Source organism: Streptomyces sp. NBC_00019 (assembly GCF_045041015.1).
Taxonomy (GTDB): domain Bacteria; phylum Actinomycetota; class Actinomycetes; order Streptomycetales; family Streptomycetaceae; genus Streptomyces.
Window position 1 is genome coordinate 9509569 of sequence record NZ_CP108302.1, and the last position, 22745, is coordinate 9532313.

Annotated in this window: 23 protein-coding genes and 1 riboswitch; of the genes, 14 read left to right on the forward strand and 9 right to left on the reverse strand. The window is 70.9% G+C overall.

The annotated features are described in order from the left end of the window. The first annotated feature begins 118 nt into the window (after positions 1–118). On the forward strand, positions 119–868 hold the full coding sequence (locus OHU89_RS44135) for a barstar family protein (RefSeq protein WP_405651119.1): 750 nt from the start codon (positions 119–121) through the stop codon (positions 866–868). A gap of 82 nt (positions 869–950) precedes the next feature. Here the strand turns inward: OHU89_RS44135 and OHU89_RS44140 are convergent, their stop codons facing one another. From OHU89_RS44140 to OHU89_RS44150, 3 genes are read right to left on the reverse strand one after another with little or no spacing between them, the layout of a single operon-like run. Beyond that, complete coding sequence (locus tag OHU89_RS44140; protein ID WP_405651121.1) at positions 951–1619, reverse strand: hypothetical protein; 669 nt, start codon at positions 1617–1619, stop codon at positions 951–953. Positions 1620–1629: 10 nt separating this feature from the next. Next, complete coding sequence (locus OHU89_RS44145; RefSeq protein ID WP_405651124.1) at positions 1630–2445, reverse strand: class I SAM-dependent methyltransferase; 816 nt, start codon at positions 2443–2445, stop codon at positions 1630–1632. Positions 2446–2465: 20 nt separating this feature from the next. After that, positions 2466–3383 (reverse strand): DMT family transporter, encoded by a 918-nt coding sequence (locus OHU89_RS44150; protein WP_405651126.1) that lies wholly within the window; start codon positions 3381–3383, stop codon positions 2466–2468. Between the two features lie 39 nt (positions 3384–3422). On the opposite strand from OHU89_RS44150, the gene OHU89_RS44155 reads away from it, so the two are divergent. Beyond that, positions 3423–3947, forward strand: a complete 525-nt coding sequence (locus tag OHU89_RS44155; RefSeq protein WP_405651128.1) for a MarR family winged helix-turn-helix transcriptional regulator — start codon at positions 3423–3425, stop codon at positions 3945–3947. A 23-nt stretch (positions 3948–3970) separates the two neighbouring features. On the opposite strand, the gene OHU89_RS44160 is transcribed toward OHU89_RS44155, so the two are convergent. The 4 genes from OHU89_RS44160 to OHU89_RS44175 form a co-directional block, all read right to left on the reverse strand. Beyond that, complete coding sequence (locus OHU89_RS44160) at positions 3971–4942, reverse strand: NAD(P)-dependent alcohol dehydrogenase (RefSeq protein ID WP_405651131.1); 972 nt, start codon at positions 4940–4942, stop codon at positions 3971–3973. Between the two features lie 277 nt (positions 4943–5219). Next, positions 5220–5930, reverse strand: a complete 711-nt coding sequence (locus tag OHU89_RS44165; protein WP_405651133.1) for a DUF1775 domain-containing protein — start codon at positions 5928–5930, stop codon at positions 5220–5222. A gap of 57 nt (positions 5931–5987) precedes the next feature. Then, positions 5988–6614: a hypothetical protein gene (locus OHU89_RS44170; protein ID WP_405651135.1), complete on the reverse strand. Its 627-nt coding sequence runs from the start codon at positions 6612–6614 to the stop codon at positions 5988–5990. 82 nt (positions 6615–6696) lie between these two features. Continuing rightward, the gene (locus OHU89_RS44175; RefSeq protein WP_405651137.1) at positions 6697–7209 is read right to left on the reverse strand and encodes a hypothetical protein; all 513 of its coding nucleotides are present in this window, start codon (positions 7207–7209) and stop codon (positions 6697–6699) included. A 117-nt stretch (positions 7210–7326) separates the two neighbouring features. On the opposite strand from OHU89_RS44175, the gene OHU89_RS44180 reads away from it, so the two are divergent. Then, positions 7327–8199 (forward strand): alpha/beta fold hydrolase, encoded by an 873-nt coding sequence (locus OHU89_RS44180; protein WP_405651139.1) that lies wholly within the window; start codon positions 7327–7329, stop codon positions 8197–8199. Here the strand turns inward: OHU89_RS44180 and OHU89_RS44185 are convergent, their stop codons facing one another. After that, positions 8200–8661, reverse strand: coding sequence for a hypothetical protein (locus OHU89_RS44185; protein WP_405651141.1), 462 nt, complete (start codon positions 8659–8661; stop codon positions 8200–8202). 215 nt (positions 8662–8876) lie between these two features. On the opposite strand from OHU89_RS44185, the gene OHU89_RS44190 reads away from it, so the two are divergent. From OHU89_RS44190 to OHU89_RS44240, 11 genes are all read left to right on the forward strand, one after another. Beyond that, positions 8877–10175: an extracellular solute-binding protein gene (locus OHU89_RS44190; RefSeq protein WP_405651143.1), complete on the forward strand. Its 1299-nt coding sequence runs from the start codon at positions 8877–8879 to the stop codon at positions 10173–10175. A 7-nt stretch (positions 10176–10182) separates the two neighbouring features. Next, the gene (locus OHU89_RS44195; RefSeq protein WP_266884248.1) at positions 10183–11085 is read left to right on the forward strand and encodes a carbohydrate ABC transporter permease; all 903 of its coding nucleotides are present in this window, start codon (positions 10183–10185) and stop codon (positions 11083–11085) included. After that, entirely contained in the window at positions 11082–11963 is an 882-nt protein-coding gene (locus tag OHU89_RS44200) for a carbohydrate ABC transporter permease (protein WP_405651146.1), read from the forward strand. Before OHU89_RS44195 ends, OHU89_RS44200 begins: the two co-directional genes overlap by 4 nt. A 5-nt stretch (positions 11964–11968) precedes the next feature. Then, on the forward strand, positions 11969–13339 hold the full coding sequence (locus OHU89_RS44205; RefSeq protein ID WP_405651148.1) for a carboxylesterase family protein: 1371 nt from the start codon (positions 11969–11971) through the stop codon (positions 13337–13339). Positions 13340–13347: 8 nt separating this feature from the next. Beyond that, complete coding sequence (locus OHU89_RS44210; RefSeq protein ID WP_405651151.1) at positions 13348–14478, forward strand: ROK family protein; 1131 nt, start codon at positions 13348–13350, stop codon at positions 14476–14478. 60 nt (positions 14479–14538) lie between these two features. After that, positions 14539–16065, forward strand: coding sequence for a GMC oxidoreductase (locus OHU89_RS44215; protein ID WP_405651153.1), 1527 nt, complete (start codon positions 14539–14541; stop codon positions 16063–16065). Positions 16066–16080: 15 nt separating this feature from the next. After that, the gene (locus OHU89_RS44220; protein ID WP_405651155.1) at positions 16081–16692 is read left to right on the forward strand and encodes a nucleoside deaminase; all 612 of its coding nucleotides are present in this window, start codon (positions 16081–16083) and stop codon (positions 16690–16692) included. Continuing rightward, positions 16689–17627 (forward strand): sugar phosphate isomerase/epimerase family protein, encoded by a 939-nt coding sequence (locus OHU89_RS44225; RefSeq protein ID WP_405651157.1) that lies wholly within the window; start codon positions 16689–16691, stop codon positions 17625–17627. Before OHU89_RS44220 ends, OHU89_RS44225 begins: the two co-directional genes overlap by 4 nt. A gap of 9 nt (positions 17628–17636) precedes the next feature. Then, positions 17637–17984, forward strand: coding sequence for a VOC family protein (locus tag OHU89_RS44230; protein WP_405651160.1), 348 nt, complete (start codon positions 17637–17639; stop codon positions 17982–17984). A 164-nt stretch (positions 17985–18148) separates the two neighbouring features. Next, positions 18149–18841 carry a hypothetical protein gene (locus tag OHU89_RS44235; RefSeq protein ID WP_405651162.1) on the forward strand — a complete coding sequence of 231 codons (693 nt, stop codon included), beginning with the start codon at positions 18149–18151 and terminating at the stop codon, positions 18839–18841. A gap of 186 nt (positions 18842–19027) precedes the next feature. After that, positions 19028–19966 carry a hydrolase gene (locus OHU89_RS44240; protein WP_405651165.1) on the forward strand — a complete coding sequence of 313 codons (939 nt, stop codon included), beginning with the start codon at positions 19028–19030 and terminating at the stop codon, positions 19964–19966. Between the two features lie 83 nt (positions 19967–20049). Here the strand turns inward: OHU89_RS44240 and metE are convergent, their stop codons facing one another. After that, on the reverse strand, positions 20050–22362 hold the full coding sequence (gene metE, locus OHU89_RS44245; protein ID WP_405651167.1) for a 5-methyltetrahydropteroyltriglutamate--homocysteine S-methyltransferase: 2313 nt from the start codon (positions 22360–22362) through the stop codon (positions 20050–20052). 157 nt (positions 22363–22519) lie between these two features. After that, positions 22520–22742, reverse strand: a riboswitch (cobalamin riboswitch). Positions 22743–22745: the final 3 nt, after the last annotated feature.

The window sequence follows — 22745 nt, forward strand, 5'->3', positions numbered from 1 at the left end:
GGTGGTTCGAGTGTGGGGGATGGGTGCGGGGCGCGGAGCATGCGGTCTGGGAGCGGGATTTTCCGGTCAGGTATCTGCTGGTCCAGGAGGACGCGGACGGCGAGGAGCAGTACTGGGGGTGTTCGCGGGGACCACCGCGGGTACCACGCCCGCCGGGCAGTGCCTGGACGTGGAGGGGCTGTTCGCCTCCCGCTGTGGCCGGGCGCCGGTGCCGATGCACCTCGTCGGCTGCGAGCCCGCCGAGCCGCTGCGCACGGTGCTGAGTCGACGGCGTAAATGGGACAGGGACTGGGTGGGGCTGTGGGCGCTGGACCGCCACGGCCGGGTGATGCACCGCCACAACGTCGATCTGCGTATCGAGAAGTCACGCCCGTCCGTGCTCGGCACCGACCTCCTCGACATCACGCTCACCGACGGCGGCGACCAGCGCCCGCTGGTGGCCCGTCCGATCTGGGAGACCTGGTACCGGGGAGCCCCGTCGGTCCGTAACCAATGGGCTCCGTACACGACCGCGGGCCGGAACGAGTGGCTCGAACTCACGGCCACCGGTGTCGGCGAGCGACGCCCCGACCGCTCCGGTGGCGTCCACCGTCTCGACGGCAGGTTCGTCACCGACGAGCCGGGCCTGCACTGTGCGATGGCCGAGGCGCTGGTGGGTCCGGGCGGCTACTTCGGGCGGGAGTGGAACGCGTTCAGGGACTGCCTGGGCGGTGACTTCGGCATAGCCGCGCCCTTCACGCTGATCTGGCACGACTCCCACATCGCACGGCAGGCCTTCGCCGACGACATGTCCGGGGAGGGGCTCACGTACTTCGAGGAGATCGTCCAACTCCTCGAACGCCGTGGCGCCACGGTCGAGCTCCACTAGAACGGGAGCCCTTCGGAGCGGGACCCGCTCAGTCCTCGCCCACGACGGTCAGGTCGTCCCCCAGGGCCTAGGGTCGGGGTACTCATCCTTCGTCGTCGACACCCCCTCTCAGGCCCCACTCGTCGAGGCCGGAGTAGATCAACGCCGTACGGGACCAGGGAGCCGAAAGGCAGTCGGCCTCACCGTTGTAGATCGCCACCAGCGAGTCGGCGCCCCGCCACCAGGTGTCCGCCAGCCCTCTGACCTCGCGCACCGGCTGATAGCCGGCCAGCTCGATGTCCTCGACCTCGTCGCCGGTCACCTTGGTGATGCACTTGGCCCACAGGGCGGCGTGGTGGGCCAGGGCGAGGGACTCCACCCACCCCTCGATCGTCTCGTGCAGCGCGGTCCAGCGGTGCGAGTGGAGGCCGAACTCCCCGCCGGGTCCGATCATGAACGAGAAGGGCACCGAGGACCGTTGGTCCCCTGCCGCGAACCACCAGCCTTCGTCCCCGGAGCGCACCGGGACATCGGGATCCAGATAACTGGGCCCACCCTCGTAGCGCGGATACGGTGGCAGTACGAGGCCGCCCCATTGGCGCTGAAACGCCACGACGCGGTCTATCTCCTCCGCGGGGATGCCGAGCTCGAGCCACGCCTGCCGGTGTTGCTCCCTCGGTTGGACGTCGACCTTGACGCAGTGGCTGCCGATGAAATCGCGGGCCCGCAGGGTCAGTCCTGTGGGTACCTTGCCGGAGAGGTTCAGATTCACCGGGCGGACACTACCGGGCGCTGTCAGTGATCCTGCTTGCTCCCCGTACGGCCCACGCGCGGGCTTTCAGGGCGATCGTGCCGTCGGCCCCCGCCGGCACTCGGTCGCGCAGCGTCTGACGCAGCCGTTCCCGGGTGGCCGGTGAGAGGGTGGCGACGTAACCGGGGGCGGGGCCCTGACCGGACAGGAACGGGGACCACAGGTCGTCGAAGTGGGGGAAGAGGGTGGCGATGTCGATCGGTGCAACCGTCACCCGGGTCAGCCCGGCCTCGTCCCACAGGTCGCGCAGTGCGGTCGGATCGCAGAGCGGGAAGCGGCGGCTCTCGTCTTGGGCGGCCGCCGATGGGTCCACGGTTGTCGCGGCAGCCCAGAAGTGGCGCAGGAACTCCATGCCTTCGGCGTAGTCCCACACATAGGCGGCGACCAGTCCGCCGGGCCGCACCGCGCGCGCCGCCTCGGCGACCGCGACACCGGGCGTGGTGAGGAAGTTGAGGACCAGTCCGCTGACGGCCACGTCGAAGACCGCGTCCCGCACCGGCAGGGCCCGGGCGTCCGCCACCGCGAAGCGGGCCGGTTCAGGGGTCGAGGCGCGGGCCGTGGTGACGAACCCGGCGGACCCGTCAAGACCGAGCAGCGTCCGGGGCCGGCAGCGGGCGGCCACCGTGGAGGTCAGGGCGCCCGAGCCGCACCCGATGTCCAGCCACCGTGCGCCGGGCGGGCAGGGGAGCCACGCCACGAACTCGTCGGCCACGAGCCGGCTCCAGCGGCCCATGTACCGCTCGTACGCGTCCCCGGCCGCCCATACGTCGAAGCGTCGTTCGGTCACCCCTCAACCTTGCACCGGTTTCACCGGCGATCGCAGGCGGAGGGCTCAGGCGCGGGAGGCGTGAGGGCTCGCGGACGGGAGTTCCGTCGAGCCGGGCGCGCGGGCCTGCCGAGGACCACGCCGATCAGCACGAGCGCCAGCCCGCACAGTTGCCGGCCCGTCATCGCCTCGCCCGCGACGGCCGTGCCGAGCAGCACACCGGTCACCGGGTTGAGCAGCCCGATCAGACCCACGGTCGCCGCGGGCAGATGGCGCAGTCCGGCGAACCAGACGGTGAAGGCCAGCGCGGTGGCGACCAGGGAGACGTAGCCGAAGGCGAGAAGCGCCGACGGGGAGAGCGCGGGTGGTGGGCCCTCCACGGCCGCGGCGACCGGCAGCAGGAACACCGCTCCGGCGGTGAGCTGCCAGGCGGTGGAGGCGAGCACGTCCGTACCGGCGTTCCACCGCTTGGTCAGGATGTGACCGAAGGCCGACACCAGCATCGCCCCCGCCGAGGCGAGGACGCCCGGCACGTTCACCCCGCCCTCTCCGGTGAGCAGCATCAGGCACACCCCGCCGAGCCCGACCGCCGCGCCGGTCAGGTGCGCGAGGCCGGGCCGCTCGGCGACCAGGGGCCAGGCGATGAGCATCATCGTCAGCGGGGACATCGCCATGACGGTCGAGGCGATGCTCGTCGGCAGCAGCTGGGAAGCGACGTAGACGAGCACGAAGAACACGCTCACATTGAGCAGCCCCAGCACCGCCGACCGCCACCACCACGCGCCGCGCGGCAGCTTGCGGCACAGCGCGAGCAGGACGAGCCCGGCGGGCAGCGCCCGCAGAGCGGCCCCGTACAGCGGGCTGTCCGCGGGCAGGTACTCGTGCGTGACGAAGTAGTTGGTCCCCCAGGCCACCGGCGCGACCGCGGTCAGCGCCACCCAGCGTGCATTAGCTTCCATGGAAGCCAATATAGCTTCCCGGGAAGGTATTGTGACCGCATGGAACAACTCGACCGCGTGGCCCGCATCCAGGCCGACTGGCGTCGTGAACGGCCCGACGTCGACGTCACCCCGCAAGGAGTGATCGGCCGACTGCACCGCCTGGCCGACCGGCTCACCGAGGAGCTCTGCCTCGTCTACGGCGACTACGGCCTGAGCGAGGGGGAGTTCGACGTCCTGTGCGCCCTGCGCCGCGCCGGCGAGCCCTACGAACGGGCGCCCGGCGAGCTCGCCGCCCACACCATGGTCACCACCGGCGCGATGACGAAGCGGATCGACCGCCTGGAGCGCGCCGGACTCGTCACCCGCCGACGCGCCGACGACGACCAGCGGGGCCGGATCGTCGCCCTCACCAGGCCCGGCCGTGAACTGATCGACCGAGCCTTCACCGACCACATGCGCAACGAACGCCGGCTCCTGGACCTGCTGACACCCGGCGAGGCCGAGACGCTCGAAACGCTCCTCACGACGTGGCTCACCCGCGTGGAATCCCCCGGCGGTCAGGAGGTCGCGCGCACCGACTGATGCCGGAGCAGCCGCACGCGGCTTCAGACCGTGACGACCAACTTGCCCCGCGGATGCCCCTTCTCCAGGTGGCGTACGGCGTCGGCCGCCTCGGCCAGGGGATAGGCGCGGTCGATGACCGGAGTGATCGCGCCCGTCTCGACGAGGGCCTTGAGCGTGAGGAGGTCCTGCTGCCGGGTGACCGCGAACACCGGTCGCAGGCGCTGTCCCACGAAGGCGGAGAGGACCAGACCGCGGACCCACCGGTCCAGGCCGCCTAGCACGGGGCCGGCGTCCTCGCCGCCGACGAAGACGGCGGTGCCGCGCGGGGCGAGGATACGGCGCAGCCGGGAGAGGGAGCGGTTGCCGGCGGCGTCGATGATCAGGTCGTAGCGGACGGGCCGGTCGGTGATGTCCTCGTGGGTGTAGTCGACGACGTCGGTGGCGCCGAGCGAGCGGACCAGGTCGCCCGCCGTGGGGCCGCAGACGCCGGTGACCTGGGCGCCGTAGTGCGCCGCGAGCTGGACGGCGTACGTGCCCACCCCGCCCGAGGCGCCGATGACGAGGACCTTCTGCCCCGATCGGGGGCGCGCCACGTCGAGGGCCTGGAGGGCGGTGACGCCGGAGACGGGCAGGACGGCGGCCTGCTCGAAGGAGAGGCTCGCGGGCTTGGCGGCGAGCTGTTCGGCCTTGCCGCGCGCGTACTCGGCGAAGGAGCCGTCGCACTGGCCGAAGACCTCGTCGCCGGGCTTGAAGGCGGTCACTTCGGCGCCCACGGCCTCGACACGTCCGGCGGCGTCCCAGCCGCGCACGGTGTGGGCGGGGCGGCGCAGTCCGAGCTGTGGACTGAGCCGGGCGATGTAGGGCCGTCCGGTCAGCAGGTGCCAGACGCTCGGGTCGACGCCGGCGGCCCGCACCTCGACGAGCACCTCGTCGTCGCGGGGCACGGGACGGTCGACGTCCCGCAGGTGCAGTGTGTCGGTGGAGCCGTAGGCGTTCTGGACGATGGCCTTCACAGGGGCTCTCCTTGACCGCCGATTGGTCGGGATTCCCTCGGATCGTCGCGGTGAACCGTGCCGCCGGCCAGTGCCCGGGGTAGGACTGCGTCAGGAGTCGAGGAGAGGGTGGACGCCATGCGCAGGATTCCTGTCCGGGCCGTCCAGGTGGTCGGAGTGCTCGCGGTGGTGGTGGTCGCGTTGTGGCTGGCGACGTTGCTCGTCAAGAACTTCTGAGGCAGGGCCCCCGCATCGCGAACTGCCGTGGGTGCGAGGGCCCTTGGAGAGTGCTGCCGGACTACTGCTGGGCGCCGCCCCGTCGCCGTACGACGAGGACGACCGCCACGGCCAACGCCACCGCGATACCGATCCACGCGCCCGTGGACAGACCGCTGTCCTCGTCCTGTTCGGTGTCGGCGGCCTGCGGGGTGGGGGAGACGCCGGTCTCCGTGGCGGTCGGCGTCGGCGTCGGGGTCGGCGACGCACTGGGGGTGGGGCTCACCGTGGTCGCGCCCGGCGCGGCCGCCTTCAGTTCGAGGACCGGGGCCTCGTTGCCGTGCCCGTGTCCGTGCCCGTCGTCGGACTCGCCCAGTTCGATCCAGCGGTCGACCTTGCCGTCGCTGTAGGTCTGGAGCGTCTTGAACACCAGCTCCTTCGCGTCGGGCAGCTGCCGTACGACGACCGAGTGCTCGGCGTCGCCACCGACCTTCACGGCCGGACCTTTGACGGTGTAACCGTCGTCCGTGGTGGCGAACTTCCAGCCCTCGGGGCCGTCCTCGTACGTCACGTCGGAAGGGGCGATGTCCTTGGGCAGGATCACCCGGAGCTGGGTGATGCCGGCGGTGGCCGACTCCGACTCGGCGGTGAAGGTGAGCTCGACGTCCTGGGCGAGGGCCTGTGCGCCGTCGGCCTCGACCTCCACATGGGCGGCGGCCGGAACGGCGGCGAGCAGGACGGCGGTTGCCGCGGCCGCGGTGGCGACGGCGAGGCGGCATGTGGTGCGGGACATGGGTGTCTCCAGGCAGGGGGGTTCGCCGGGGCGGCCTCAACAGGCCTCCCGGCTGGGTCAGTTGGCTTCGGCCGACCCGGACGCGGGAGGACCGCGCCGTACCACCGCATACGCGAGCACCGGACCGGTGGCCGCGGACCATCCGGCCTCCATCGGCACGAGGACCGGCGGCAGGAGCCGCACGGCCGTCCGGGGCCGTGTGAACAACGCGCGCGCGGCGGCGACATGGGCGCGCGCCGCGTCGAGCACCGCGGCCACGCCACGCGCGAGGGTCCAGCAGGCCGCGTCCGCGCGGTGCAGCAGCACCGCGACGAGTACGGCGGCCAGGGCGTGGGCCGCCGCCATGGCCACGGAGTCGTACGAGGCCGGGTGGGCGCCCTGCATGTGGTGACCGTGCTGGTGAGCGGGGGGCTGTGCGTGCGCGCCGAGGGTCAGCCACAGGTGCAGCCCGGACTGGCCTACGACACTGCAGACGACGACCGTTCCCATGCGCCGGGGACGGCGTACGCCGACCAGCCCCAGACCGAACAGTGCGGCGGTCACAGTCGAGCCCTGCGCCCACGGTACGGCGCCCTCGGCGGCCAGACGGTGGGCGCTCACCCCCAGCACCGTGCCGACGACGGCGAACACCGCGGCCCGCAGGACGGGCAGGGGCGCTGGACGGTGCGTGGCGGGTTGGCGCATGACCTGCTCATCTTGGGCCATGGGTTGCCCGGCCCGCAGGCCGGTCGGCAAATGAGACGGACGCCTCGGACCTGTCAGGGCGTCACAGTTTGAAGACCACGCCGCGCCACGTCCATCCCGCGCCGAGGACCGCAGCGCGCAGCGGATCCTTGAGCTCCGCGGGATCGAAGCGGAACACCTCCGTCTTGTGCATCCGGCCGTCGTCCCCGCGCTCGTACGTCCATTGCCGGCTGACCGCGGAGACCTGCCCACGGGAGTACTCGCGCGAGATGGCCAGCCGGGGCGTGTCCCCGACCCAGGTGACCTGCCACTGCTCGTCGACCGCCCGCACCTCCTGGTCTTCCGGCACCAGGCGCATCCGCGTCCTGAGGGTCGACGTGAGCTGGGAGCGGGCGAAGAAGGTGTGCCAGGCGGGTTCCTCGATCCGCCACTCCGCGACCAGGTCGGCACGCTCGTCGGGCCGGGCGTTGCGCACGACGTACGGCGCGTCGGGCCGGTTGACGGCGAGCAGCGCGGTCCTGACCTCCTCGGCGGAACGCGGTGCGATGCCGCTGTCGGGGTGGCGCGTGCCGGTCAGCTTGTCGAAAAGGCCCATCGGGTCAACTTACGGACGGGCGGCGGGAATCGGCAAACCTGGTCGGCGGGGAGCATCGTGTAGGGCTTTGCGATACGGTACGTCTCGTCTTGCTTGATGGGTGTGAGGAGCGCAGACATGGAACGCATGGTCGACGTGGCCCCCGGTGTGCGTCTGTGGGTGGAGGATCGCGGCGCGGTCGGGGCGCCCCCGCTGTTGATGATCATGGGTGCGCAGGCATCGGGGCTGGGGTGGCCCGACGAACTGATCGACACGCTCGGCACCCACCATCACGTCATCCGCTACGACCACCGGGACACCGGCCGCTCGACCTGGCGCTTCGACGAACAGCCCTACCCGCTCACCCGACTCGCGGAAGACGCCGTCACGGTCCTGGATCGGCTCGGTGTCGAACGCGCCCACGTCGTCGGTATGTCACTGGGCGGCATGCTCACCCAACTCCTCGTCGCCGACCACCCCGACCGGCTGCGCAGCGCCACACTGATCGGCACCGCCGCCCTCAGCACCATCCCCTACGTGAGTCCGGACGGAACCCGCACCCCGCCGGAGGAGCTTCCCGGAGTCGCCCCGCATCTCCTGGAGTTGTGGTCCCGCCCGGCGGAGGACCAGGGCCCCGAGGCCGAGTTGGAACGCCGGGTCGAGCACTGGCAGGCCCTGGGCGGTGACCAACTGCCCTTCGACGCCGCATACGCCCGCGCACTGGAACGGAAGATCATCGAGCACACCGGCCACCGCGCCACCAGCACCGCACACGCCCGTGCCGACACCTCCGGCATGGACCGCACCGAACCACTCGCCCGCACCGATGTCCCCACCCTGGTCATCTCCGCCCCGGCCGAACCCGTCGCCCCACCCCCGCACGCCCACCACCTCGCCCAGGCGATCCACGGCGCCCGCCTCGTCGAGATCCCCGGCATGGGCCACGCCCTCCCGCCCCAGGTCCACGCCCCGCTCGCCGAGGCGATCCTGGAGCACACGGCGAAGGGCTGATCAGAGCGCGGCTGAATCTCGCCGCTGCCCGGGCCAGAGATCGTCGTAGGCCGCATTCATGAACTCGACCTGCGCCCGGTGCAGCACGCCCCCGTCGACGGCAGAGCTCCGGGAGGCCTCGGTGAGCCGCGCGGCGAAACGGTAGGCGGCGCCGCGCAACGGCTCGGTGCGGGCGGCCAGGTCCAGCTCGGCATGGGTGAGCCACAGCTCCTCGACCAGTCCTTCGAGCGAGTCGTCCGCGTCGCTCGGGGCCGGCACCGCCTTCTTCACCTGGAACGCGACGCCCAGGAACTTCAGGATCACCCCCTTGAGCTCGGCGCGATGTGCGGCCGACTCCTGGGCCTCCACCTGGCGCGCGCTCGCGCGCGAGACCAGGTACTGCCCGAAGAGGGTGCCCGCCGCGCCCAACGCGACGCCCGCCAAGGACAGCACGGCCGGTCCCAAAGTGGTCCAAGATCCCATGGCCGCAGTCTGGCAGCAGTGATTTCGCTACAAGTTCCGAAATTAATGGGGGCCGGCCTCGCCACGTGGCCGAAACACATCCTTCGTAGCGTCGCTGTCAACGGCACGGATTCCACCCGACACGTGGGATCCACCGCTCCGAATTGGCTACTTCCCCCGAAAATCCCACCGCTGTCCGCAGCGTTCCCAGCGCTGCCCTGAGACAGGAGGCTTTCGTGCCCAACCTCACCCGACGCGGTGCCCTGCGGCTGACCGCCGGTATGGCTCTCGGTTTCGCCCTTCCACTGGCGGGCTGCGGGCGCAATGACGACAGCGCGGCGACCGGCAGTGCCGAGCGCGTCGACGACTCCCCGGCCAAGGGCACGGTGACCGTCTGGGCCGCGCAGGGCGACGCCGATGTGCTCGACAAGGTCATCAAGCCGTTCAAGACCGCCAACCCCGACGTCACCGTGAAGTTCACGCTGATCCCGAACGCCGACTACTACACCAAACTGCAGTCGGCGGTCGCGGCGGGCAAGGGGCCCGACATCGCCCAGTTCTTCCCCGAGTCGCAGGCCCAGTTCCTCGACCCGTCGATCCTCCAGCCGGTGCCGGGCGGCCTCGTCGACCCGAACAGCTTCTTCAAGAGCCTCTGGGACGCGGGCGTCGTCGACGACGTGGCCTACACGGTGCCCTGGTACGCCTACACGTACGCCCTCGTGTACCGCTCCGATCTGGCCAAGAAGGCGGGCGTCGAGGCGCCCTCCACGTGGGACGAGATGGTGCCGTTCTTCAAGGCCCTCCAAAGCGCCGGCGCCGAGCACGGCCTCGCGGCCGACATCGGATGGGACATCTTCAACGGCCAGGACGTCGCGATGTACGCATGGCAGGCGGGCGGCTCGCTGCTCTCCTCCGGCGGGAAGTGGACAGTCGACACCCCGGCGATGATCGACGCGCTCGAGTACAACGCGTCGTTCTTCACCTCGGGCGTCGCCGACACCGCGACGCCCACCTTCCTCGACGCGCAGCCGTACTTCGTCAGCGGGAAGACCGCCACGATGATCACCGGCCCGTGGGTGGTCGGCCAGCTCGACACCGCCGCGAAGAAGGACGGCTGGACCGCGTCCCACGTCGCCACCGCACCCCTGCCGGCCGGGTCCTCGGGCAGCGTCTCCTTCTCCGCCGGCGGCAGCTGGGGTGTCCTCGCGGACAGTGGCAACGCGGACGCCTCGTGGAAGCTCGTCCGGCACATAGCGCAGCCGAGCACCCAGATCGCGCAGTACAAGGCGTACAGCTCGCTGCCCGCGGTGGTCTCCGCCTGGGACGACTCCGCGATCAAGGGGCAGCCGCTCCTCGACGCCTTCCTCACACAGCTCAAGAACACCCGGACGTTCCCGCAGGTCAGCACCTGGCAGCAGGTCGCGACCCGGATCGGCAAGGAGATGGAGGCCGTCGCCAGGGGCACGTCGACCGCGGAGAAGGCCGCCGCGGACATCCAGTCGTACGCCGACAGCCTCGGCACGGGTGCGAAGTGAGCCGCCCATGACCACCACCCCTGTCGTGGGCACCCGGCGGCGCGCCCGTCGTACCGCCGTCGCCTGGCTGTTCCTCGCGCCGTTCGCCGTGGTGTTCCTGGTCTACACGGCCATCCCCACCGTCGCCGCGCTCGGCTTCAGCCTCACCGATCTGCGGGGCACGGACCTCAGGCATCCGTTCGCGGTCGACTTCACCGGCCTGGACAACTTCGTCCGGCTGTTCCAGGACGACAGCTTCCTGCGCGACATCCTGAACACCGCCCTGTTCGTGGCCGTCGGCGTGCCGCTGACCATGCTGATCGGCTTCGCCCTGGCCGTGGCGCTGAACTCCGGCATCCGCCGCCTGCGCGGCACCTTCCGCACGCTCTTCTTCGCGCCGGTCGTCACCAACGTCGTGGCGGTCGCCCTGATCTGGCAGTACGCCTTCTACGCCGACGGCACCGTCAACAGAGGGCTCGGCGCCGTCGGCCTCGCCGGACCGAACTGGCTGGACGACCCGAACCTCGCCATGCCTGTGGTCATCCTGCTCGGCATCTGGCGCAACTTCGGCACCGCGATGGTGCTGTTCCTCGCCGGTCTGCAGGCCATCCCGGACGACGTGTACGAGGCCGCCTCCCTCGACGGGGCAGGAAAATGGCGGCAGTTGAGGCACATCACCCTTCCACTGCTGCTGCCCACCACCTTGATGGTGTCGGTGCTGCTGACCGTCTTCTACCTCCAGGTCTTCGACGAGCCCTACCTGCTCACGGACGGCGGCCCGCTCGGCTCCACCGAGTCCGTGGCGCTGTACACCTACCACCAGTTCGGCGCCGGCGAGTTCGGGATGTCCTCGGCCGCGTCCTTCGTGATGCTCGTCCTGGTGGCCCTGGTGAGTCTTGTCCAGTTCCGACTGCTGAGGCCCCGCACATGACCGCTCTCGCCGCGTCGCGGAACACGTCAACCACCATCGACCGTCTCGCCACGCGCCGTCGGCCCGTGGCCCGACCACTGCTGTACGGCGCGCTGGTGCTGTGCGCGCTGCTCACGACGCTGCCCTTCTTCTGGGTGGTCAGCGGCTCGCTGCGCAGCCTCGACGAGATCCGCTCCGACCCCGGCGCCTGGCTCCCGCACCATGTCACCTTCGACAACTTCCTGCGGCTGTTCCGCACCGAGGGTTTCGGTCAGTTCATGGTCAACAGCGTCGTCGTCGCGGCCATCGTCGTGGTCGGCAACATCGTCGCGGCGTCGGCCGCCGGATACGCGCTCGCCAAGCTCGACTTCGCGGGCAAGAGGCTCGCGTTCGGCGCGGTCATGGCGGCGATGATGGTGCCGTTCACCGCGGTGTTCGTCACCCAGTTCGTGATCACCGTCGACCTCGGTCTCGCGGACACCCTCACCGGGATCACCCTGCCCGGCGTGGCGATGCCGCTGTCCGTCTTCATCATGCGGCAGTACGCGATGTCGATCCCCGACGAACTCCTCGAAGCGGCCCGGATCGACGGCGCGGGCGAGTTCCGGATCTTCTTCCGGATCTTCCTCCCGCTGGCCGGCCCGGCCGTCGCGACGATCACGATCATGTCGTTCCTCGCCTCGTGGAACAACTTCATCTGGCCGCTCATCGTCGCCCAGAGCATGGACACCTACACCCTGCCGGTGGGCCTCGCCGCCACCAGCCAGGCGGCCGCCAACGTCAAGGACTACGGCCTGCTGCTCGCCGGTGCGATCGTCGTGATGCTGCCGGTGCTGGTGCTCTTCCTGTTCCTCCAGCGCTACTTCGTACAGGGCATCTCGGGAACGGGAATGCGGTGAGCGTGATGAACTCCCTCGACGCGCCGGGCGAGCCGGTCACCGTGCACGCTCCGGCCGGCACGATCACCGGTCGCCGCCACCGTGAGGTAGGCCGCTTCCTCGGCATCCCCTACGCCCAACCACCCACCGGTGCACGGCGGTTCGCCGCACCGGTCCCACGCGGTCGGTTCCACGAGCCGTACGACGCGTCCCGGCACGGCCCGACCGCCCAGCGCGTGCCGCTGTTCGCGACGACCACGGTGCCCGAGCCGTCGGTGCCGGGGGACGACGTGCTGAACCTCGGCGTCGTCGCCCCGGCCGCGGACGACGACCGCGGGCCCTTCCCGGTCATGGTGTGGATCCATGGGGGCGGGTTCCTCGCGGGAAGTCCGGCCAGCCCCTGGTACGACGGCCGAGCCTTCGCCCGCGACGGCGTCGTCTGCGTCACCGTCGGCTACCGGCTCGGCGTCGACGGATTCGCCGTACTGGACGACGTCCCCACCAACCTGGGGCTGCGGGATGTGCTGCTCGCCCTCGACTGGGTGCGCGAGAACATCGCCGCCTTCGGCGGTGATCCGGACCGGGTGACCGTCGCCGGGCAGTCGGCCGGGGGCGCGGCGGTGCTCGCGCTGCTCTCGTCGCCGGCCGGCCGTGGCCGCTTCCAGCGGGCGGTCAGTCTGTCCGGCGGGTTCTTCGAACCACGCGCGGTACGCGCGTTCCTCGGGCGGCTGGGGGAGCGGCTCGGTGTGTCCGCGACGCGAGCCGGATTCGGCGCCCGCAGCGTGACGGACGTCCAGCGGGCCGTCCTCGACCTGCGGGACGAGGGAGGCGACGATGCGCCCGTGCTGGGCCCGTTCGTCGGCGACGACATCCTGCCGGTACCGGTCGCCCAGGGTCTCGCCGTGCACGGGCACGACGTACCGCTGCTGCTCGGCGCGACGGGGGACGAGTTCGACAGCGGCCCAGGTCCCGTTCACGGAGCCCGTGCGGCAGGCACCCGCCGCACCGACACCCTGTTCCGCGCCGCCTGCCCGCGGGCCGCGGCCGCCCGTCGCGCCGCCCGCGCCGGCACCTGGCTGTACTCCTTCGAATGGCCCTCGCCCGTGCTCGGCGGTGCCGCGCACTGCGTCGACATCCCGTACTTCTTCGACGTACTCGACGCGGGCGGGATCGCCGAGGCCCTCGGCACCGACCCGCCCCAGAACCTGGCCACTTCGATGCACGCCGACCTGGTCGCGTTCCTCCACGGCGAGGAGCCGGACTGGGCGCGCGCGACCGGGTCGCCCGGCGACCCGGCGCGCGAGTATGGCCGTACCGGTGCACCGCTGGTGGCCGACACCACGGGCGTGTTCGATCCCGTCGTACGGCCGCTGCCCGAGGCGGCGGCGACGTGCTGATGTCGGGGATGAACCAGAGCGCCGTCCGGCGCGTCAACACCTCGGTCGTCCTGCGTGCGCTGGCGGTGTCGGCCGGGCCGACGACGCTGACCGCGCTGGCCGATCAGGCCGGTCTGTCCCGCCGTACCATCGAACTCATCCTGGACTCGCTCGTCGAGGCCGGCTGGGTGGTGGAGCTCGACCGGGTCCCGGTCAGCGGCTCGGCCGGCAGGCCCGCCCGGCGGTACGAACTACGCGCCGAACACGCCCTGTTGGCGGCCGTGTGCATCACCACCTCGGGCGCGTCGGCGGTCGTCGCCGACGTGCGCGGACGCATTCTCGGCAGGGCGCAGGGGCCACTGCGCGCCTACCAGGACCCGCACGCCACCCTCGACGACGCGGCGGCGCTGGTCCTTCGGGCGCTCGACGACGCGGGCGGGTCGGTGGACCGGCTGCGCGCCGGAGCGGTCGCGGGCGGTGGCGCCATCGACGACGAGGGAGTCGTACGGCGGCTGGTGCACACGACGCACTGGGAAGGCGTGCACCTGCCCGAGGAGCTCGAACGGCGCATCCCGATGCCGTGGTTCGCGGACAACGACACCAACCTCGGTGCACTCGCGGAGCGTTGGCGGGGTGTGGCCGGCGACCACGACAACGTCGTCTGGGCGATCCTCGGCAACCGCACCGGTCTCGGCATCCTGATACGGGGCGCCGTGCACCGCGGTCTCGACGGCGCGGCGGGCGAGATCGTCGAGGCACGGTCGATCCCGACGGCCTCGGTCGAGAACCACCCGGTGGCCTGGCTGAGTTCACCCGAACCGGCACAGCGGGCCGTCGCCCTCGCCCGCTGCGAGGCCGCCAGGGCGGGGGAGGCGTCCGCGCTCGCGGAGGTCGACGAGTTCGTGGAGAACATGGCGTCGATCCTCACCATCCTGTCGTGGACGGTCGCCCCCTCGCTCATCGTGCTCGGCGGCGGCCTGGAGGACGCGGCCGACGTGCTGCTGCCCCGGGTGCGGGAGGCGATGCGCCACGCCCGCGCCCCTGAGATCGAACTGCGCGCCACCGTCCTGGGCCGCGACGCGGCCCTGATCGGCGCCGTGAAACTGGCCCTCGACCGCATGGACACCGAACTGTTCGGCCCGCTCGTCCCGCGCGCTTGACCCACACCCCCACAGCTCGCCCCCCACCCGCACCCGTGGCACAACACATGGAGTCTCACCTTGACCGACACCCCCCGCACCGACGTCCTCGTCGTGGGCAGCGGCATCATGGGATCCGTCGTGGCCCGGCAGCTGCGCGACAGCGATCCGGCGCTGGACATCACCATGGTGGACGGCGGCAGCGCGATCGGCGCGGCTCCCGGCCTGCACCTGCACGACCTCGACGACCCGGACCTGTGGGCGCGCTACAACGAACGCGTCGCCACCGGCATCCAGGGTATGTACACCGGCGCCGAGGTGGTGCGCGAGATCGCGGGCAGCCTCGCCGACCTGACGCCCGGCATGTTCCACGCCCTGGCCTTCGGCGAGGACGCCGAGGCTATGCCCCAGGCGGCGCTCGCGTGGAACGCGGGCGGCATGGGCGTCCACTGGACCGCCGCGACCCCCTGGCCCGCCGGGGACGAGGTGTTCGACTTCGGCGACCCGGTCGGCTGGGCCACGGACCTGGAAACCGCGCGCCGGATCCTCGCCGTCACGCCCGCCGCGATCGGCCCGACCGAGGTCGGGAGCCGGGTCCTCGACATCCTGCGCCGCCGCTTCGACGGCGGGGGACCGCACGACCGGCGACCACAGCCGATGCCCATGGCCGTCACCCCGACCGCGTCGGGCCCCATGCCCCGCACGGCTCCCGGGACGATCTTCCCCACCCTCGCGACCGGCGGCGACCCCGCCTTCACCTTCCTGACCGGCACGCTCGTGACCGCCCTCCTCGTCACGGACGACCGGGTCACCGGCGCCCGGCTGCGCCGCGTCTCCGACGGCGCAGAGTCCGAACTCCACGCCGACACCGTGGTGGTCTGCGCCGATGCCCTGCGCACCCCCCAACTGCTGTTCGCCTCGGGCATACGGCCGCCCGCGCTCGGCCGCCGCCTCAACGAGCACGCGTTCATCACCGCCCGCGTCCTGCTCGACCTCGACCGGTTCGGCATCGACCTCGACACCCTGCCCCTGCCACGCCCCGGCGAGTTCAGCACCGACTCGCTCTGGCTGCCGCACAACGGGCCGGCCCAGCCGTTCCACGGCCAGATCATGAACCGCACGTACGTCGACGACGGCGGCCGCCCCCTCGCCCACTCCGTGGGCCTGTCGCTGTACGCCCCCGTCGAGTCCCGCCCCGAGAACCGGCTCGTGTTCTCCGACACCGAGACCGACCTCGCCGGAATGCCCCGGATCACCGTCGAGTTCGGCCACTCCGACGCCGACCGCACACTGATCGACCGAGCTCTGGCCGAAGTCCGCTCGCTGGCCGAGGAGTTCGGCCCCTTCGACCCGGCGACCGAGAGCGCGCTGCTCCCGCCCGGCTCGTCCCTGCACCAGACCGGCACCGTCCGCTCCGGCACGGCCGACGACGGCACCAGTGTGTGCGACCCGGACGGCAGGGTGTGGGGCTACGACAACCTGTACCTCGCCGGAAACGGTGTCATCCCCACCGCGATGGCCGCCAACGTCACCCTGACCGGCGCGGTGACCGCGATCCGCGCCGCCCGCGCGGTAGCCGTACGCAACACAGCACTCGCCGCCCACTGACAGGAAGCCCGCACCGTGATCGACATCGCCAAGCAGTACCACGTGGCCCTGCCGGCCTGGATCGACGACGAACTGGCCGACGTGCCCGCGGTGATCCCCGGCCGTGACGACCGGATGCGGCTGGTCCACCGACTCGCCGACCGCAACTGGCGCGAGGGCAACGGCGGTCCGTTCGCGGCGCTCGTCGCCGAACGGGACACCGGCCGGATCGTCTCGGTCGGGGTGAACGTCGTCCTCGCCTCCGGCGTCTCCAGCGCCCACGCCGAGGTCGTCGCGCTCGGTCTCGCCCAGACGGCGACCGGCGGCTGGGACCTGGGCGGCGAGGGGCTTCCCCCTCACGAGCTGGTCGTCAACTGGCGTCCCTGCATCCAGTGTTACGGCGCCACCATGTGGTCCGGCGTACGCGGACTCGTCGTCGCCGGCGAGGGCCCCGAACTGGAGGAGATCACCACGTTCGACGAGGGCCCGCTCGGCGCGGACTGGGCCGAGCAGTTCGAGGCACGCGGCATCGAGGTCGTGGGCGACGTGCTCCGGGACGAGGCTCTCGCTGTGTTCCGCAACTACCGCAAGGCCGTCGACGCGGCCGACGGCGTCGTCGTCTACAACGCCCGCGGAGGTGCCGAATGACGACGCCGCGTTTCGCGACCGACATCATCACCTTCTACCACCCGGACTTCTGGGGACTCGCCTCGGCGGACGCTGTACGCGAGCGGGCCCAGGCACACCCGGAGCTCTTCTGGGCACGGGTCATGGACGCCCTGGTCGATGCCGGTGTCACCGGCATCGAGCTGACCTTCGCCCCCGGCGACATCGACTCCGCCCTGCGCGCCTTCGGCAGCGCCCCCGCGTTCCGCGGCGAACTCGCGGCCCGGGGCCTGTTCGTCGTGAGCGCGTTCATCGCGGGCAGCGACGCCCCCGACTGGCGGCACGGCGACAACCTGCCCGCGATCGTCGCCGACGCCGAACGCCGGGCGGCCTTCCTCGCCGAGGTCGGCGGCGAACTCCTCGTCGCCGGGCTGCCGATGCGGACGACGTACGGGACCCGGCCGCCGTTCTTCGTCGACGCCGCCTACATGACCCGCATGGCCGACATCGCGCACGTGGTCGGTGAGGCCGTCGCCCGGCACGGCGTGAAGCTCGCCTTCCACACGGAGTCCCACAGCACGCTCTGGTACGAGCGGGACATCGACCTGTTCATGGCCCTGACCGACCCGCGCTACGTCTGGCTGTGCCCCGACTCCTGCCACATCGCCCTCGGCGGCGGCGACCCGGTGGCCGTCGCCCGCCGCCACGCCCCACGGATCGCGCTGGCCCACTGGAAGGACGCGATACGCCCGATCGACGTCCACCTCACCATCGACGACACGGTCTACGCCCAACAGCAGCCGTACATGACCGAACTCGGCAACGGCATCGTGGACTGGCCGGGCTGGGCCGCGGCGATGTCCCGCACACCGGGAGCCGGCACGGTGCTGATCGAGTTGGACGAGGCGGCCGATCCCGTGGCCGCGCTCCGGGCGGGGACAGCCGTGGCGAAGGCCGCGTGGAGCGCGAGCGCCTAGCATGGGTGGATGTCCCTGGACCTCTTCGCAGGCATTCCGGTCAGCGACTACACGGCGGCGCTGGCCTGGTACGAACGACTCTTCGGCACCGCACCGGCGTTCTTCCCGAACGACACGGAAGCCGTCTGGGAGCTGGCGGAACACCGGTACATCTACATCGAGCACCTCCCCGCCCGCGCCGGCAACGCCCTCCACACCCTCTTCGTCGACGACCTCGACACCCGTATCGCCGGCATCGCCGACCGGGGTCTGGAACCCACGAGGCGCGAGACCTACTCCAACGGCGTCCGCAAGATCACCTACCACGACCCGGACGGTAACGAGATCGGGCTCGGGGGCGGTCCTGCAACGACGTAGTGCGCGGAGTCCCGCTCTGGGAAAATCAGCGGCATGGGGGAGTCGGAGTCGGACGGCACGACGGGATCGGACCCGGGGCAAGAACAATCGAGCAGACCTTTCCTGACTGCCGTCACGGCATTCGGGAGTGCTGTCGCCCTGGCTTTCACGAGTGTCTTCTTCGGGTGGCTGCCGAACCCGTGGGAGGGGGACGACGGGGCCGAGCCCGGACTGGAGGCTCTTTCCTTGTCGGTGGAGGAAGAAGTACGGGTTCCCGCCGTCCTGAAGGCCGGGAACGGAAACTGCCGGGCAAGACCACCACCCTGGGTACTCCGATCCTGCTCACCCTGCGCGACAGGGGCGATCTGACCGCCGTGATCACTGACTTCCGGTTCACGGGCAAGCACGTCTACCGGGCGACCGATCCGTGCAGGCCGGAACTCCCGCCCACAGGGGGTGGTGTCAGTGTCACGGGCAGCTTCGATGTGACCTTGCCCGATGAAGGCAGTGAGCTGCTTGTTCGGCCTTTCGAGATCTTGCCCGGCACGTCGGAGGCCGTTCAATTCGTACTCGGTGAGCCCGAAAAGAATCCCTATTACGAAAAGGAGCAAGGGGCGACACGTGCCTATGTCGTGGAGGTCACCTATCGCGAGGGGACGGATGAGTCCTTCCGTGGCGCAGGGACCGTGGCGTTCTTGTCGCCGCCCGAAGCGTCCCGGTTATTGCTCCAGTTCGCACAGAAGTTCTCGAAGCTCCGGAAGTCAGACCTTGATTGCGCAGGGAAGGTCCAGCGGGATCTCGTGCGGGCCGTCGAGGAGTCGGATCGCCATGGGCGCGACGTGGATACTTACTTGAACTTCCTCAAGACCATCAAGTGACGTCCGAGCCGATCGCCAACCGGGTAAGAGCTCTACGTGAACCCCCAGCAGGCCCTGCCGACCTTCTGGATCTTGTGTGTAGCGTCCAGCCTTGTGTTGAGCGGCAGTCGTGCAACTGCCGTTCTACGCGCGCAGATTCGGCGCCCGCACCGCCTCCCGCTCCCCCCACTCCTGGAGGTTCACCGCATGCTCGGCCTCGGCAAGTCCCCCCGCAGATTCACCACCGCCGTCACGGTGTTCGGCCTGCTCGTCACCGGCGCCGCAGTCCAGGCTTCCACCGCCGGTCCGGCTGCCGCCGCCACCACGCACCGTGTCCTGTTCGACAACGCCCACGCCGAGACGGCCGGCAATGCCGACTGGATCGTCTCCACCAGCCAGCCCGACCCGACCGGTGAGGACTCCTCGCCCTCCGGCGAGACGGACTGGACGGGCGCGCTGTCCTCCTGGGGCGTGGCGCTTCAGCAGACCGGCGACTACAGCCTGAAGACGCTCCCGTCGGGCGGCAGCCTCACCTACGGTGGGTCCGGCGCTCAGGATCTCGCGAACTTCGACACGCTGGTCCTGCCGGAGCCCAACACGCTGTTCACGACCGCCGAGAAGACGGCGATCATGAACTTCGTGAAGAACGGCGGCGGCCTGTTCATGATCTCCGACCACACCGGCGCCGACCGCAACAACGACGGCGAGGACGCGGTCGAGATCCTCAACGACCTGATGACCAACAACAGTGTCGACTCCACCGACCCGTTCGGTTTCTCCGTCGACTCGCTCAGCATCGGCTCGGACTACCCGTCGGCCATCAGCGACAGCTCGAATCCGGTGCTGCACGGCTCGTTCGGCACCGTCACCAAGAGCCTGATCGCCAGCGGTACGACGGCCACCCTCAAGCCCGCGGACAACTCGGCCGTCAAGGGACTTCTCTACCGCACCGGATACTCCGGCAACACCGGAGCCTTCTTCGCCACCAGCACCTTCGGCAGCGGAAAGATCGCCTTCTGGGGCGACAGCTCACCCATCGACGACGGCACCGGCCAGTCCGGCAACACGCTCTACGACGGCTGGAACGACACCGGCGCCACCAACGCGGCGCTCGCGCTGAACGCCACCGAGTGGCTGTCCTCGTGACGCCGACCCGCTGAGCCCACACAAGGGGGATGGCGGGTGCGGTCCCGGAATCCGTCCCGCGGCCGCACCCGCCATCGACTCACTCAGGACACGTCGCCCCGGACCTCACGTGCCGCCGCCACCAGGTTCTCCAGCGACGCACGCACCTCGGGCCAGTCACGGGTCTTCAGACCGCAGTCGGGGTTCGCCCACAGCCGTTCGGCCGGCAGGGCCTCAAGTCCCTTGCGGAGCAGGGCCGCGGCCTCCGCCGCACTCGGCACCCGAGGCGAATGGATGTCGTACACCCCCGGCCCCGCCTCGCGTGGATAGCCGTGCGCGGCCAGCTCACCGGCCACCTGCATGTGCGAGCGGGCCGCCTCCAGACTGATGACATCGGCGTCGAGGTCGTCGATCGCCCCGACGATGTCACCGAACTCCGCGTAGCACATATGGGTGTGGATCTGTGTCTCGGACCGTACGCCCGCCGTGGTGAGCCGGAACGCCTCGGTGGCCCAGGTCAGATAGGTCGGCCGGTCGGCGGCCCGCAGTGGCAGGGTCTCGCGCAACGCCGGCTCGTCGACCTGGATGACCGAAGTGCCGGACGACTCGAGGTCGTTCACCTCGTCGCGCAGGGCGAGGGCGACCTGGCGGGCGGTCTCGTCGAGGGGCTGGTCGTCGCGGACGAACGACCAGGCGAGCATGGTGACCGGACCGGTGAGCATGCCCTTGACCGGGCGGTCGGTGAGGGATTGGGCGTACGCCGTCCAGCGCACCGTCATGGGTTCGGGGCGCGAGATGTCGCCGGCGAGGATCGGTGGCCGGACGTACCGGGTGCCGTAGGACTGGACCCAGCCGTGCCGGGTGGCGAGGTAGCCGGTGAGCTGTTCGGCGAAGTACTGGACCATGTCGTTGCGTTCGGGCTCGCCGTGCACGAGGACGTCGATGCCGGTCTTCTCCTGGAAGGAGATCACCTCGCGGATCTCTGCCTCGATGCGCTGGTCGTACGCCGCCGTGTCGATGCGTCCGGCCTTCAAGTCGGCGCGTGCCGTGCGCAGTTCGCCGGTCTGGGGGAAGGAGCCGATGGTCGTCGTGGGCAGCGGCGGGAGCTTCAGGTGGGCGCGCTGGGCCAGGACACGCTCGGCGTACGGGCGTGAGCGGCGGGCGTCGGCATCGGTGACGGCGGCCGTCCGGGTGCGCACGGCGTCGTCGTGGGTGATGGGGGAGGCCGCGCGGGAGGCCAGGTCCGCGCGGTTCGCGGCGAGTTCGGCGGCGATGGTGTCGGTGCCGCGGGCCAAGCCGTGTGCCAGGGTGACGATCTCGGACGTCTTCTGCCGGGCGAAGGCGAGCCAGCGGGCGATCTGCGGGGCGATGTCGCGTTCGGCCGTGACGTCGAGCGGGACGTGGAGCAGGGAGCAGGAAGCCGCCACGTCGACCCGGTCGGCGAGGCCGAGCAGGGTGCCCAGCGTGGACAGTGACTTCTCCAGATCGTTGATCCAGATGTTGCGCCCGTCGACCACCCCGGCCACCAGCCGCTTGCCCGGCAGTCCGCCCACGGCGGCGAGGTCGTCGAGGTTGGCGGCGGCCGGGCCGGTGAAGTCCAGGGCGAGCCCGTCGACGGGTGCCTTGGCCAGCACGGGCAGGGCCTGTCCGAGGCGGTCGAAGTACGAGGCCACGAGCAGCTTCGGCCGGTCGGCCGGAGCGGCGAGTTCACGGTAGGCGCGGGCGGCGGCGTTGAGTTCCGCCGGGGTGCGGTCCTGGACGAGCGCGGGCTCGTCCAGCTGTACCCACGCGGCGCCGGCGGCCCGTAGATCCGACAGGACGTCGGCGTACACGGGCAGCAGCCGGTCCAGCAGCGTCAGCGGGTCGAAGTCGGCGGAGACTCCGGGGGCGGGCTTGGCCAGCAGCAGATAGGTGACCGGGCCGACCAGGACCGGCCGGGCGGCCAGACCGAGCGCGAGGGCTTCCCGTACCTCGGCGACCTGCTTCGAGGCATCCGCGGCGAAGACGGTGTCCGGCCCCAACTCGGGGACTAGGTAGTGGTAGTTGGTGTCGAACCACTTCGTCATCTCCAGCGGCGCGGTGTCCCGGCCGCCGCGGGCCATGGCGAAGTAGCCGTCCAGTGCGTCCGCCGCGACGGCGTCGCGGTGGCGGGTGGGGATGGCGCCGACCATGACGGTGGTGTCCAGGACGTGGTCGTAGTACGAGAAGGTGCCGGTCGGCACCTCGTGGAGGCCGGCGTCGGCCAGCTCTCGCCAGTTCGAACGGCGCAGGTCGGTGGCGGTCCGGTGGAGCGCGTCGGCGGTGACGCGGCCCTTCCAGTAGCCCTCGATCGCCTTTTTCAGGTCCCGGTTCGGGCCTTGGCGCGGGTAGCCGTACACGGTGGCGTGCGCTGCCGCGGCTGCGGACTCGGTGGTCACGGAACTCTCCTTCGCGAGCTGTTCTCGTAGCACGACCCCGGCGACGGGGGAGAACGCGAAGGGCATACGGCACTCCGGGCGATGGCACGAAAAGCCGTGCCCGCCTTGAGTGTTCGCCGACCCGCCCACGAGGTCACCGGGATCTCCGTGTACGAGTCGGTCGTACACGGGCAGTGGCAGGTCTTCGGACTCGCGGGCACACCTCGTGACGTACGAGGCACCTAGTGGCCGTCGCTTCCCAGACCCGCTTGCCGGGTCCAGTGCGTGTGACGGCGGTCGTTCCCGCTCACCGCTGCGGGGCAGTCCCGGATTCCCACCGGGTTCCCTCTTACGACGCGCCTGCCTGGCGGACAGGGCGAACCAGCTGCGTGCTCAGCCTATAC

What these genes read in the sequence shown, in the direction of transcription:
- OHU89_RS44175 (WP_405651137.1), bottom strand. Translation starts at nt 7,209, where the DNA reads ATGGGCCTTTTCGACAAGCTGACCGGCACGCGCCACCCCGACAGCGGC.
- OHU89_RS44150 (WP_405651126.1), bottom strand. Translation starts at nt 3,383, where the DNA reads ATGGAAGCTAATGCACGCTGGGTGGCGCTGACCGCGGTCGCGCCGGTG.
- OHU89_RS44205 (WP_405651148.1), top strand. Translation starts at nt 11,969, where the DNA reads ATGAACTCCCTCGACGCGCCGGGCGAGCCGGTCACCGTGCACGCTCCG.
- OHU89_RS44195 (WP_266884248.1), top strand. Translation starts at nt 10,183, where the DNA reads ATGACCACCACCCCTGTCGTGGGCACCCGGCGGCGCGCCCGTCGTACC.
- OHU89_RS44155 (WP_405651128.1), top strand. Translation starts at nt 3,423, where the DNA reads ATGGAACAACTCGACCGCGTGGCCCGCATCCAGGCCGACTGGCGTCGT.
- OHU89_RS44180 (WP_405651139.1), top strand. Translation starts at nt 7,327, where the DNA reads ATGGAACGCATGGTCGACGTGGCCCCCGGTGTGCGTCTGTGGGTGGAG.
- OHU89_RS44230 (WP_405651160.1), top strand. Translation starts at nt 17,637, where the DNA reads ATGTCCCTGGACCTCTTCGCAGGCATTCCGGTCAGCGACTACACGGCG.
- OHU89_RS44165 (WP_405651133.1), bottom strand. Translation starts at nt 5,930, where the DNA reads ATGTCCCGCACCACATGCCGCCTCGCCGTCGCCACCGCGGCCGCGGCA.
- OHU89_RS44225 (WP_405651157.1), top strand. Translation starts at nt 16,689, where the DNA reads ATGACGACGCCGCGTTTCGCGACCGACATCATCACCTTCTACCACCCG.
- OHU89_RS44170 (WP_405651135.1), bottom strand. Translation starts at nt 6,614, where the DNA reads ATGCGCCAACCCGCCACGCACCGTCCAGCGCCCCTGCCCGTCCTGCGG.
- OHU89_RS44240 (WP_405651165.1), top strand. Translation starts at nt 19,028, where the DNA reads ATGCTCGGCCTCGGCAAGTCCCCCCGCAGATTCACCACCGCCGTCACG.
- OHU89_RS44185 (WP_405651141.1), bottom strand. Translation starts at nt 8,661, where the DNA reads ATGGGATCTTGGACCACTTTGGGACCGGCCGTGCTGTCCTTGGCGGGC.
- OHU89_RS44210 (WP_405651151.1), top strand. Translation starts at nt 13,348, where the DNA reads ATGAACCAGAGCGCCGTCCGGCGCGTCAACACCTCGGTCGTCCTGCGT.
- OHU89_RS44200 (WP_405651146.1), top strand. Translation starts at nt 11,082, where the DNA reads ATGACCGCTCTCGCCGCGTCGCGGAACACGTCAACCACCATCGACCGT.